The 13571-nt window shown below is 43.3% G+C and carries 7 protein-coding genes and 1 tRNA gene; 5 read left to right on the top strand and 3 right to left on the bottom strand.

Features of this window, described 5'->3' with window-relative positions; genetic code table 11:
* Positions 1-8 precede the first annotated feature (8 nt).
* Complete coding sequence (mutA, locus tag NBH16_RS08450) at positions 9-1868, bottom strand: methylmalonyl-CoA mutase small subunit (RefSeq protein ID WP_005867218.1); 1860 nt, start codon at positions 1866-1868, stop codon at positions 9-11.
* 271 nt (positions 1869-2139) lie between these two features.
* Here mutA and NBH16_RS08445 point away from each other — a divergent pair.
* The 4 genes from NBH16_RS08445 (at position 2140) to NBH16_RS08430 (ending at position 5095) form a co-directional block, all read left to right on the top strand.
* Positions 2140-2211, top strand: a tRNA-Glu gene (locus NBH16_RS08445).
* Positions 2212-2305: 94 nt separating this feature from the next.
* Entirely contained in the window at positions 2306-3799 is a 1494-nt protein-coding gene (locus NBH16_RS08440) for an NAD-dependent epimerase/dehydratase family protein (RefSeq protein ID WP_250788364.1), read from the top strand.
* A 126-nt stretch (positions 3800-3925) separates the two neighbouring features.
* Positions 3926-4141 (top strand): winged helix-turn-helix domain-containing protein, encoded by a 216-nt coding sequence (locus tag NBH16_RS08435; protein ID WP_005854120.1) that lies wholly within the window; start codon positions 3926-3928, stop codon positions 4139-4141.
* Between the two features lie 105 nt (positions 4142-4246).
* Positions 4247-5095 (top strand): sugar phosphate isomerase/epimerase family protein, encoded by an 849-nt coding sequence (locus tag NBH16_RS08430; protein ID WP_008778708.1) that lies wholly within the window; start codon positions 4247-4249, stop codon positions 5093-5095.
* An 87-nt stretch (positions 5096-5182) separates the two neighbouring features.
* On the opposite strand, the gene NBH16_RS08425 is transcribed toward NBH16_RS08430, so the two are convergent.
* Positions 5183-6388, bottom strand: coding sequence for an alkaline phosphatase family protein (locus tag NBH16_RS08425; protein WP_005867211.1), 1206 nt, complete (start codon positions 6386-6388; stop codon positions 5183-5185).
* Between the two features lie 81 nt (positions 6389-6469).
* Entirely contained in the window at positions 6470-9823 is a 3354-nt protein-coding gene (locus tag NBH16_RS08420; protein WP_005867209.1) for a TonB-dependent receptor, read from the bottom strand.
* A gap of 436 nt (positions 9824-10259) precedes the next feature.
* Between NBH16_RS08420 and NBH16_RS08415 the strand changes: the two genes are divergently transcribed.
* Positions 10260-13550 (top strand): TonB-dependent receptor, encoded by a 3291-nt coding sequence (locus NBH16_RS08415; RefSeq protein ID WP_005867207.1) that lies wholly within the window; start codon positions 10260-10262, stop codon positions 13548-13550.
* The last annotated feature ends 21 nt before the right edge of the window (positions 13551-13571 follow it).

The following is a 13571-nucleotide window of genomic DNA, read 5'->3' as shown; positions in this document are numbered from 1 at the left end:
GTTTATACTTAAGCGATTCCTAATTTAGCGTTGAATGCTTTCAATGTCTCAAGCACATTGCTCTTTACATTTACGAACTGGTCGATACCTTGAGCCTTCAAGTCGTCCGCGCAAGCAGGAGCTCCGGCTACAACGAATTCGGCACGTCCGGCCAAAGCCTTGTAAGCGGCAGGAGCGAATTCAGCATACTCGTCATCACTAGAGCAAAGAACCACGATCTCGGCACCAGCCTTGACAGCAGCCTCAACACCAGCCTCAACCGTATCGAAGCCTAAGTTATCAATTATCTTATATCCGGCACAACCGAAGAAGTTAGCGGAGAACTGTGAACGAGCCAAACGCATCGCCAAGTTACCTATCGTCAACATAAATACCTTCGGAGTCTTGCCACTCTTCTCTGTCGTCATACGCAAAGCCTCGAATTCAGAAGCGCCGCGAGAGAAATCTAGAGCCGGGATCGTTGCCTCACCGCAATGACCACCTCCACAACAGCAAGAACCTTTTTCTTGAATCTTATCGGCAGCTACTTCCGTGAAGTTAGGATACTGGTTAGAACCCAACAATATCTCACGACGGGTAGCAACCGCTTTCTTACGAGCTACATTCGAAGCGTTAACGGCATTCTGGATCTCACCTGCGTTCACGGCAACGGAGAATCCTCCTTTTTCCTCAACCTCCAAGAACAACTTCCAAGCGACATCAGCCAAGGAATTCGTCAATACCTCTACATAATAAGAACCGGCAGACGGGTCAACGACCTTATCCAAGTGGCACTCTTCCTTCAATAATAATTGTTGGTTACGTGCGATACGCTCGGAGAAATCGTCTGGAGTCTGGTAAATCTTATCAAACGGGCGAACCGTGATAGAGTCTACGCCGGCAAGAGCGGCAGACATAGCCTCAGTTTGAGAACGAAGCAAGTTTACGTGAGCATCGTAAACCGTCATGTTCCACTCTGAAGTCTGTGCGTGAGCAACCATCTTGCAAGCGCATTCGCAGGCCGGCTTATAAGCGGCTACGATCTCGGCCCACAACCAACGAGCCGCACGGAACTTAGCGATTTCCATGAAGTAGTTAGAGCTGATACCTAAATTGAATTTGATTTTCTTGGCAACCTCGTCAGCGGTGAAACCAGCCTCGGTAAGTTTTGCCATCAATTCGTTACCCCAAGCCAAGGCGTAACCTAATTCCTGAGAAATGTAAGCGCCAGCATTGTTGAAAAGGAACGCATTTACAGCCAATACACGGTAGTTAGGCAAAGCCTGTCCAGCTTTGAGCACAGCTGCGGCACCTTCTACCCACTCACTGTTTTCTTTACCTTTTACTAAAGGTTTCTTGAAAGCGTCATAGTTTACAGAACCGTAGCACTTCTCTGCGTCGACACCCTTGCCTTTGAAGTAGTCAGCCAAGATACCGATCAACTTCTCCGCTTTGCAGTTGCAAGTGTTGAAGTTCAATTCTACGGAAGCCGGACAAATACCTTCTAATAAAGTAGCTATATTCTCCTCGTTCACCTCATCACCTTTGATGATGAACCCAAGAGAAGTAACACCTTTCGTCAAAAGGTCAAGTGCTTTCTCGTTAGCACCCTTGAAGCAGCAAACTTCAATGTTCTGGCGTACCTTCCAATCGTTGTCTTTCTTCGTTCCACGAACATAAGGGAATTCACCGGGAAGAGACTCTGTAGTCTTTAAACCCTCGATGTCTTCTGCACGATAGAAAGGATTTACATTAAATCCTTCGCCTGTCTTCCAAACAAGCTTTTTCTCAAACGGTACCCCTTTCAGGTCGGCCGTTATCTTCGCCATCCACTCTTCAGTAGACACAGGAGCGAATTCTGAGAAAAGTTTTTCTTTAAGTTCTGCCATAATATTAGTTGTTTATTAAACTGGTATTAGTAATGTTCAATACTATTTTGTTCAATTACAGATGGCAAAGGTAGAATAAATAAACAGTACCGACAATGAAAAAACAATGAAATCGCAACTACTTTTAACGCCTTTTAGTGGTATTCTCCCCGTTTTCTTGGCATTTTGATAAAAAACACACTTTTTCTTCAAAAAAACTCGGTTCAACTATTGCAGAATTAAAAAATATATCTACCTTTGCATCGTCAAACAAAAACAATGACACCTAAATGGTGGATTCGTCTAACGGTTAGGACACATGCCTCTCACGCATGTAATACGAGTTCGATTCTCGTATCCACTACAAAAGCTCTCAATCTATTGGTTGGGAGTTTTTTTTTATATACCTTCGCTACCCGATAGTATCCTAAGTCTTTTATTATACACTAAATTATATCATGAAAAGTAAAAAGACCGTCTTTCTGACCGGAGCCACCGGGACGATGGGGCATGCCGGATTGGTCGAGTTGTCCAAGCGGCTAGATCGTTTTAATATAACACTTTTGGCTCGCCCAAGCAAAATCAATAAAGAGAAATTAGCCGCATATGAGGCCATGGCAGGGATCCGTATCGTTTGGGGAGACTTGACAAATTATCAAGATGTCTTAAATGGAGTAATGGGGGCAGACTACGTATTGCATGTAGGTGGAATGGTTTCCCCGGCAGCGGATTATTTCCCTAAAAAAACCTTGAAAGTAAACACGACCGCCGCCCAATATATCGTGGATGCCGTAAAAGCACAACCGAACTCTGACCGGATCAAGGTAGTCTATATCGGCTCCGTGGCGCAAACCGGCCACCGTAACGCACCTGTTCATTGGGGACGTACGGGAGATCCGATCAATATAAGTGTCTATGATCATTATGCCATCTCAAAGACAATAGCCGAACGTATTTTCGTGGAGTCGGGTATTAAACATTGGGCGTGCCTTCGCCAAACCGGTATCTTATGCCCCGAATTATTATTCAAAGGTTCGGACCCAATCACATTCCACGTACCGCTAGACGGCGTGCTGGAATGGGCTACCGCCGAGGATTCCGGTCGCTTACTAGCGAATGTATGCGAGAAGGAGGTGCCGGATGAGTTTTGGAACCGTTTCTATAATATTAGTAGCGGCCCGTCTTTCCGCCTGACGAATTATGAGTTTGAGAGTAAATTGTTAAAAGCGATTGGCTGTCCCGCCCCAGAGAAAATATTCGAACCGAACTGGTTCGCTATCCGTAATTTCCACGGACAATGGTATACCGATTCAGATCTATTGGAAGGATATCTGCATTTCCGCAGTAACCAAACTTGCGACGATTATTTTAAATGGATGGCCAGCCAAGTCCCTTGGTATTTCCACCTAGCAAAGATCGTCCCTCCTATCTTCATAAAACTGGGTATGGGAGCCATCGCTAAAAAGCCGGGACTGGGAACTCGTAACTGGATCAAGAACAGACACCAAGATCGTATATCCGCATATTTTGGCTCGTATGAGGATTGGCAAGCAATCCCGGGTTGGGATAAGATCCGGACAGAACGCCCCTCCGAAACACCCGTCTTTCTGGATCATGGTTATGATGAAAGTAAGCCTAAATCGGAATGGGATATCGAGGATATGCGTAAAGCCGCAGAATTCAGGGGAGGAAAATGCTTGTCACCGGCCATGACAAAAGGAGATTTATCGACTCCACTCGATTGGGAGTGCCAATTCGGTCACCGTTTTAAGGCCTCTCCCACATTAGTATTATTAGGAGGCCATTGGTGCCCGGAATGTTTACCTCTCCCTTGGAATTACGACGAGATCGCTAAAGGAAATCCGTTCTTTGCCCAAGTATGGTATCCATTCCACGATAAAAAGGAACACAATGTATACGATGAATCCATATTCACTGACTTCAAGGAATAAAATTCAACGCATCAAGAGATTTTTGTTTTTTAGATTATTTATCTCAACGCAACATACTTTTACCGGATATTATCTGTTATAACAATATAAGCACTATATACCATAAACATAAAAACAGATTTTATCATGACAAAAGGATCGATCGGATTAAATGCAGGAGCTATCTGGAATTTGCTTTCAGATGGCCAACATTGGAGTTTTGAGGCGTTGAGAGCAAAATCCGCTCTAACAGATGCGGATCTATGGTCCGCTATCGGTTGGCTCGCTAGAGAAAATAAGATTGAAATTGATAATACCAGCAGCCACCCTATCTTCTGTCCGGGTACCAACTTTTATTTTTAAATGACATTTATGATATTTCATTGCGAAGGATTTCACTTTCTTCGCAATGAAATCTTCAAAAAAACACTTACTTTGTAACCCTAACGAAATAAAAACAATACGATTATGAATCCTACTTTCGGAGCTTCCATTCTTTCTTGGATACCACCTATGTGGACACCAGAAGCCGGTCTTTTCGCTATCCAGCAAGCATCTGCCGCCGGTTTTGATTTACTGGAAATTTTGTTGCCTCCTTCCATGGAGTTCGATGCTCCAATCGTAAAGCGACAATTGAAACAACACGGATTGAAGGCGACTTGTTCTCTCAATCTTCCCAAAGAAGCGCATATTCCTTTTTATCCCAAGAAAGCGACTTGTCTGATCAAGGAGGCACTGGATAAAGCGAGCGAACTGGAGGTTGATTACTTGGGAGGTGTCTTACATTCCGGCATCGGGGTCTTTTCCGGCAAACAGCGAACACAAGAAGAAGAAAATACACTTTGTGAGGTATGGGCAGAGGTTGCCGAATACGCCGCCCGATCTGGAATCACGATCGGTATCGAGCCGATCAATCGCTATGAAAGTTATATGTGTACCTCTGCGGAGGAAGTCTTGCGCTTTATCAAATGCGTAAACGCACCGAATTTGTCTTTGCATCTGGATACTTTCCATATGAATATAGAAGAGACGAGTTTTTATGAACCGGTTATTGCGGCTGGCAGCCGGCTTCGCCATATTCACATGACTGAAAGTGACCGGGGAATGCTGGGTGAGGGAAACGTACGCTGGGATGATTTGTTCCGGGGACTACAGGAAATCGATTTCAATGGGAATTTAGTTTTGGAGAATTTCTCCAATTCTGTTCCCGGTATGGCGGAAGCCGTATCTTTGTGGCGTCCGTCTAAATACAATGCCGATGCCTTAGCCAAAGGCAGTCTCGCCTTCATGCGTAAGATGGCACGCAAATATCAATAAAGCATCAATTACCGCAAGACCGCCGCAGTATTACCGCACGGCGGTTGCAGTAATGTCATGTCAAATGAGATGGTAGCATCAATCTTATCATTTAAATAGCTGCTGAACGACAGCGCTATCCCCGTCATTCGGAGCAGGTTGTATATTCAATAAACGGGCAATCATCAAGTAAAGGTTCACGTTCGCCATTTGCGGGACCTCCGCATGTCTCTTGAACGAGGGACCTGCCGCATAGAATATGGCCTCCATCTCCGGCGTAAAATTATCGTAACCATGTGTCGCCGCATAACGGGGAGATGATTTCTCTCGGAATTCTACATACGTTCCAATATGTGGAGAAACAACTAAGTCACTAACTCGAGGATTCTTTCCGTAAACAAATTTCTCAGGAATCTCGTTTTTCTTCCATACGGTTATATTCGGCACTTTCTGTAAAATCGCATAGGCAGTATCCACATAGGTTTTCTTGGGATATAATAATGTAGGAACGCCATCAAAAACACAATCGAAACTATCCCGGGGTAGATAATCATTCAAGTTCACATATTTCTCGGGATAATAGGTGGCCATTCCATGATCCGAAAGAACGATAAAATCGATCTTATCGAAAATATCCAACTGACGGGCTTCCGTGAAAAAATGATTCAAGACTTTATCCAAGTTCTCCACCACATCCAAGGTCGCCGACGAATCCGGGGTAGCGGAATGACCTATCGCATCCGGTTCTTCCATATACCACATAATCAAATGAGGACGCACATCTTCCGGCAACTTCAGCCAAGAGATCACGGAATCAGCACGATCTGAAAAAGGAACCGATTTATCAAACGGCTTCCATATTGAAGGCTGGCCACTCTCTAAAGGCACCTCACTACCTACCCAATAGAACGAGGCGGTACGAACCCCTTGGCGTTCCGCCGTATTCCAAATAGGTTCTCCACCATAAAATTGCGGATCAAGATTTCCCATCCGGTATGAGCTATCAAGCTCCGCGTCATAAAAGAAATTATTTACCAAACCATGGTGATCCGGATGCAATCCGGTAGCCATGCTATAATGATTCGGGAAAGTCACGCTGGGATAACACGGGCGAAACGTGGAGCGAACCCCCACATTCGCCAAAGAATCCAACGTCGGAGTATGAGCACGTGACGGATAATCAGAGCGGAAACCGTCCATTGATAAAACTACGACATAACGATCCGATTGTTTTTTCGTTTGGCAACCGGTAAAAGCCAATGAACAAATACAAAAGAAACTAACGAGTAAGAACTCAATACGATTATTCCACATATCATTAAATTAAAAAAGAGGTCCACAAAGATAGTGAACCTCTTCTAATTATTAAATTTTATCTAATGAAAGATTTTTCTTTTAGAAGATATACTTGATACCGAATTGCATCTGCCAACGAGACACATCGTTCAAATTATCCTTGAAGGTTTCGTCCAAATCTTTCGCCATCGTATATTTCAACGTATAGTTGTTCGCCGCACTCGGGCCTTGTCCTTTCGGGATCGTCAAGAACTGATATTGCTGATTACCCAAAACGGTTGTTTGTACCACACCCCAATTACGATTCAACAAATTCAAGAAGTTAGCGATATTGAAACTAAAGCGCAAAGTATGTGAGCGACCATTCTTCTGGTAAATCTTTATATCATGAGAAACGCTCAAATCCAATTGATTCGCAAACGGAGCGACAGCACCGTTACGTTCGGCATACTCACCTCTATGTTTGCTCAAATAAGGATCTTGCTCGATAAAGGCATTCATCGCTTTCCATGCATCTTCTTGGCTATCGAAATCGCCCGGTAACAAATGATCTTTTACCTCGTCAAAATTCGCAGGGATATACATCAAGTCATTGGAGAACTGAGAATCGCCATTCGCGTCACCATTATAACAATAAGAATAACGGAACGGACGATAACGCTGATAAATCAAGCCAAAACTTGTTGCCGCATATTTACTCCAGTTAGCCGTATAAGAAGCGGACAATAACAAACGACCATCAAAAGAACCTGCCGTATAACCTACTTCTTCCGCATTTCCGTCCAAGGCCGCACGGTACTTCCAAGCGGAAGTCGCCACAGACGATGTTCCGTCTGTTACACCTCTAGACTGCCCGAAAGAGTAAGATCCATTCAAATACAATCCCTTCAGGATTCCATCAACAAAGTTTTTCTGCAACTGGAAGGTCGTATAAAGCGAATGTCCTTTGCTGGTATTACGCAGCATCACGACATGATTCGCAGCCTTTTGATTTCCTTCTCTATCGCTATAATAGCCATTATAATATGGACGTGCATTACCCGCTCCACCGTCATTTACAAATTGCTCGGTCCGATACAATCCGATATTGTCATGATAAATAGCGTTAATGTCTTTTGAATACAGCAACTCTACGGTAGCGACCCAACCATCACCAAACTTATAATCAGCAGCGATATTACTTTTCCATAAGCTCGGATATTTAAAGTCCGGATCCGTAATCGCTATATCCGAACGTGTAGCGCTACCTTCAGCCGGTTTATAAGTATCCATATTTCCGGTGAAACCTAGTGAAGGTCTGCCGTCGCTAATGATATTGTCATTTTTATCCTTTACCGCCCGAACATTTAGGTCACCAAACAAAACACCATTGTTGCCGGCTTGATTACTGATCCATACATAAGGAGGAGTACCCGTGAAGAGTCCCGTACCACCACGTATCTGTAAGCTTCCATTCTCATCGTCAAACGGTTTGTAGTTAAAACCGAATCGAGGAGAAAACTGAGGTTTGGCGTTCGGATATTTAGAAACATCGATCTTGATGCCATCCCGATAGGTCTCGGCGGCGACTTTATCATTCGACTGCAAATCAGTCATAAAGAACGGAACATCGATACGTAAACCTAACGTCAAGTTCAATTTATCACTTACCGTCCACTTATCTTGGGCATACAAACCTAACTGGAATACATTTATCTCGGCGAATGGAAAATCATCCGTCATCGAATATCTTTGCGCATAGTATTGATACCCCGTAGAAGAAGAGTTCGTTATACCCGTCACATTGGAACCAAATCCAAAATCTTTCGGATTAAACTCACGGATATCAAATCCTTGTACACTTCCGTTATGAGCGGCCATGTATTGTTTTGTAGCCAATACGTTGAACTTGAAATCATCGACAGAATTAAACACCCAAGAACCCGGATAGTTTTGAGCGAAACCATTCTTAAAGGCACGATAGTCACTTTGCGTTCCAACCGTAATCTGATGTTTGCCAAAATTCATCAAGAAGTTATCCTGTATCTGCCAGATATCAGTGTTCAACTGGTTATTATAGGAGTTTGCCTCGGTTCCGAAAGTTGTATAAGCATTGTTACCACCATCCAAGATATCCACTTGCGGGAAGTAACCGCCATCCATATCGCGATAATCACGCAAACGGGAATAACCGATCTTCAAATAGTTAGACATACGGTCATTAATGGTCGTATTCAAGTCGGCCATCCAAATATTGAAGTTATTATTCGTCCGGTAGAAAGAAGAAGAGAACGGAATAGCGAACGCATTCGGTCCACGTCCGTTATTCGGCGCACCGGAAGTAGAAGGGTTATTCGTATTAAACGATTTCAAATAATAATATTTTAAGCTCAACACATTATTTGAGTTGATATTCCAGTCTAAACGAGCCGTGATTCGATCCGCTTGAGTATTTGTCTTATTCACGTCGAATTTACCCGGATTATACCCAAGCTCATCACCTAAGAAATCAGATAAACCCTGCAAGACGGTCGCATCCGCCGCTGAATTAGCGGTCGTATAAGAAATCGGTTCCTCCTGACGATCCATCTCACCATTGATGAAAAAGAATAATTTATTTTTAATGATCGGGCCGGATAAGCTGATACCGTATTGGTGGTTAGAGAACTCAGAAACACCAATCGTCTCATCCTTCACACGATATCCCATCATAGACGGACTCTTCGTGTACATATATACAGAAGCATGAAACTCATTCGAACCGGATTTCGTTACGGAGTTAATACCCGCACCCGTAAATCCTCCATTTCGAACATCAAAAGGAGCGATCATCACCTGTACCTGCTCGAGCGCCTCCAAAGAAATCGGTTCCGTACCGGAAGCTCCAAGAGCAGAAGCCAGACCAAACGAGTTATTAAAGGAAGCACCGTCCACCGTTACATTATTAAAACGGTAAGAGACACCGCCAAAATTCTTACCGCTACTCATCGGAGTTAATTTCACGAAATCGTCCAAAGAACGGTTAATCGTAGGCAGCTTATCCATCTTCTCACGAGTGATGATTTCCTGCGCACCTGTACGACTTCCTGAAATAATGGGGTTCTTATCCGCAACCACGACTACCTCGTCGAGAGCTTGGGTATCTTCCCGCATTACTACATTCAGTTTCAGATCCTCACCCAAAACCAAGTTTATTCCTGTCCGGCTCTCCGTATTGTATCCAATATAAGAGAACTCTACCACATAAGGGCCTCCGATACGAAGGTTGTTAAAAGAATAAGAACCATTCGGCTGGGTAATCGTGTAGTATTCGGTACCCGTTGGCGTATGCGTAGCCTTGATATTCACTCCGATCATCGCTTCCGATGATGTATCCGTGACTTTACCACTCATACTCGCCGTCGTCACCTGAGCATGTATGGATATTCCCACGCACAACAAAAGTAACGTTAAAAGTAGATAAGTTTTCCTCATACAAGAAGTATTTATATTTAAAATAATTATAACATTTTTGTATATCGCCGCAAAGATAGGGATTAGATATCTCTTTTTGTCACAAACTATATATAATATTCATAGCATTAACATTCCTCACACAGATCTCCAGATTATTATTTTCAACCAACCACATCCATAATCCAACAATATGCAGGAAAAGCGTCTATAATTCTTTTAAATCACCGCCCAACAGGGAATGTTAGTTAAGAATCATCAAATTAAAAATTTCATAAAGAACCCTCTTGTTTTGCCAATACAAGCCATCCATCTCCGAATAAGGACATTACTCAATTCCGCCCCGTCACAGCAACTTCATGAATATGAAACAAGTATTAAATAAGAAACATACAATGATATTAAAAAATAACCCATAACTTTGCGAAAGTTTTTATTACATTAACTATTTTAAATTATGAGCAGACATTTACAGACGCTATTCCTTTTAGCTGTACTGAGTTTCTTGTTTGTCATCCCGACACAAGCGCAGGTAACAACAGCCAGTATGAGTGGAACAGTTATGTTTCAAGATGAACCCGTTATTGGTGCGACCGTTTTGGCGGTTCACGAACCTTCTGGGACAAATTATGGTACGATCACGAACGTTGACGGACGCTTTTCCTTACAAGGTATGCGTACAGGAGGTCCATACAAAGTTACGATCTCTTACGTTGGTTATCAATCTGCCGTTTATTCCGGCATTACCCTGCAATTGGGAGAGAACTACAACTTGAATGTTAAGTTGAAAGAATCTTCCGAGACCTTGGACGAGATCGTAATCACAGCGGCGAAAACGAAGTTCAATACGGAAAAGACGGGTGCGACAACCAATATCTCCTCGTCACAGATCACCTCTTTACCCACCATTAACCGTAGTATCTCCGATATCGCACGCCTTTCTCCTTATGCCTCCGACATGAGTTTTGCCGGTGGCGATGGCCGTTCCACGAACTTTACGGTAGATGGAGCGAACTTTAATAACAACTTCGGCCTTTCGGATAATCTTCCCGGAGGCGGTAACCCGATCTCTATGGACGCTATCGAGGAAGTACAAGTGGTAATCGCCCCGTTCGATGTCCGCCAGACAAACTTCATTGGTGGCGGTATCAACGCTATCACCAAATCCGGTACAAACACATTCAAAGGTTCCGCTTACACTTACTTCCAGAATCAGAATATGCGAGGAAACTCAATCGATGGAGAAGACTTGGGCGCACGTGCTAAGGAATCCAAAACGATTTACGGAGCTACGTTCGGCGGTCCAATCATCAAGAATAAATTATTCTTCTTCGCCAATGTAGAAGTGGAAAAACAACCGCAACAAGTGATCAAATGGAGAGCTCGTACTGAAGGAGAGCAACCGGACGAGAATAACTACATATCTCGCACTACACTCTCCGACATGCAAAAGGTATCCGATTTCTTAAGAGATAAATATGGTTATGATACAGGATCAGCCACGAACTTCCCCGCAGACGAAAAGAATTTGAAATTGCTAGGTCGTATCGACTGGAATATCACGAATGGCCATAAATTGAGCGTACGGTACAACTATACAAAGAATACCGCATGGAACGCTCCCAACGCTAACTCTATGGATGGTGGTTCCGGCTCTCGTCTGTATAATACAAGCCGTGTAGGTTACCAATCCATGTCTTTTGCCAACAGCATGTATTCCCAAGACAATAAAGTGTCTTCCGTATCCGCTGATTTGAACAGTCGCTTCTCTGATAAGATTTCCAATCAGTTACTTTTCACTTATACGGATATCGAGGATATGCGCGGAACCAACTCTTCCCCTTTCCCCTTCATTGATATCTTGGCAGGTAAAGATGCGGAAGGTAACCAAATCATGGAGCCTTATATGAGTGCCGGATATGAATTATTTACTTACAACAACGGCGTGAAGAACAAGATCACAAGTGTTATCGATAACTTCACTTACTTTGCCGGCGACCATAAGATCACAGCTGGTATCAGTTTCGAGCACCAACTTGCTAGCAATGCTTATATGCGCAACGGCACGGGATATTATCGTTACAGCAGCTTAGATGATTTCTTGAACGGTGCCGCTCCTGAAACGTTCGCATGGACATACGGTTACAACGGTGTTTCCGACCCGAAAGCTCAGGTTACTTTTAACCAGATCGGATTCTACGCACAGGATGAGTGGAACATTCGCCCGAACGTGAAGTTAACTTATGGTATACGTTTCGATGATTTAATTTTCGACAATAGCGATCTTCAAAGAAACGACGCAATCTACGATCTTGATTTCGGAGGCAAACATATCGACACCGGCAAATGGCCTAAGTCTAGAATGCAAATATCCCCTCGTGTAGGTTTCGTTTGGGATGTGTTCAAGGATAATTCCTTAAAAGTACGTGGTGGTACAGGTATATTTACCGGACGTTTACCCTTGGTATTCTTTACGAATATGCCGACAAACTCGAATATGGTACAAAATGCCGTAGTATTCGGCACAAAATATGAGAATGGAATTGCGGTAAGTCATGATTCCCGTCTGGATCAATTGGCTGGCGGCATGATTACGAATGTAGACGATGCGATCAAGAAATTCGGCCTTCCTACCACGATAGAGAATCCGGTTGCCGGTTCTAAGATCTCTGGCGTAAAGGACAACTTCAAGATGCCACAAATATGGAAAACCTCCTTGGCTGTAGATTATCAGCTCCCAACTTCCTTCCCATTATCCGTAACCGGCGAGTTCATCTATAACAAGAACATCAATGCCGTAACCCTTGAGAATATCAACATCAAGGACCCGTCAAATTGGGAACATTTTAACGGAGCGGATAACCGTTTGATTTATCCATCTGATTATACGTATGTATCCGGTAAGAATGCGGTTGTATTAACTAACACATCCAAAGGACATGGTTATACCGCCAATGTTACGGTTAACGCTCAACCCGTAGAGGATTTGAACATGATGTTGGCTTATACGCACACGGAATCCAAAGAAATTTCCGGTCTTCCGGGTAGCGACCCTGTATCTACATGGCAGGGAATGTTAACGATAGACGGACCGAATTTCGCGACCGTACAACGTTCACGGTATGTAGTGCCCGACAAGGTAATCGCAGCGGTCAATTATAATCTGCCCTTCCGCCATAAAGGTCTGCTCAGAAAAACAAGCTTAAATCTGTTCTATTCCGGTTATTCCGCTTCCGGATATAGCTTCGCTTATACAAATGATATGAATGGTGACGGTATCAATAATGATATGATGTATATCCCGAAAGATGATAGTGAAATCAAATTCAAGAATGAAGCAGATAGAACCGCTTTCTGGAACTTCGTAGACCAAGATTCTTATTTAAAGAATCACAAGGGAGAATACGCTGAGGCTTATGCCGCACGTGCACCTTGGGTACATCGTTTCGACCTTCGTATAACGGAAGATTTCTCATTCAAGGCAGGTAAAACCGAACATCATTTCCAATTGAGCCTTGATTTCATGAATATCGGTAATATGATCAACTCGAAATGGGGTGTAATGAAGAACGCATCTTCTTCCAACGGTTGCCGTATCTTGAAATATGAAGGTATGGATGATAATAAGACTCCAATTTTCTCCATGTATAAGATCAATGGTGAATATCCGACCGAGACTTATTCTTATAACCGTATCTATACTGAATGCTGGAAAATGCAGGTTGGTATCCGTTACATCTTTAATTAATCAAGAGATATAACTCCATAA

It is taken from the genome of Parabacteroides sp. Y3-G-102 (assembly GCF_023656845.1).
Lineage (GTDB): Bacteria > Bacteroidota > Bacteroidia > Bacteroidales > Tannerellaceae > Parabacteroides > Parabacteroides distasonis.
This window is presented reverse-complemented; position numbering and strand designations above follow the sequence as displayed.

Excerpts from the sequence above, each read along its gene's own strand:
- NBH16_RS08430 (WP_008778708.1), top strand. The coding sequence starts at position 4,247 with ATGAATCCTACTTTCGGAGCTTCCATTCTTTCTTGGATACCACCTATG.
- mutA (WP_005867218.1), bottom strand. The coding sequence starts at position 1,868 with ATGGCAGAACTTAAAGAAAAACTTTTCTCAGAATTCGCTCCTGTGTCT.
- NBH16_RS08415 (WP_005867207.1), top strand. The coding sequence starts at position 10,260 with ATGAGCAGACATTTACAGACGCTATTCCTTTTAGCTGTACTGAGTTTC.
- NBH16_RS08440 (WP_250788364.1), top strand. The coding sequence starts at position 2,306 with ATGAAAAGTAAAAAGACCGTCTTTCTGACCGGAGCCACCGGGACGATG.
- NBH16_RS08435 (WP_005854120.1), top strand. The coding sequence starts at position 3,926 with ATGACAAAAGGATCGATCGGATTAAATGCAGGAGCTATCTGGAATTTG.
- NBH16_RS08425 (WP_005867211.1), bottom strand. The coding sequence starts at position 6,388 with ATGTGGAATAATCGTATTGAGTTCTTACTCGTTAGTTTCTTTTGTATT.
- NBH16_RS08420 (WP_005867209.1), bottom strand. The coding sequence starts at position 9,823 with ATGAGGAAAACTTATCTACTTTTAACGTTACTTTTGTTGTGCGTGGGA.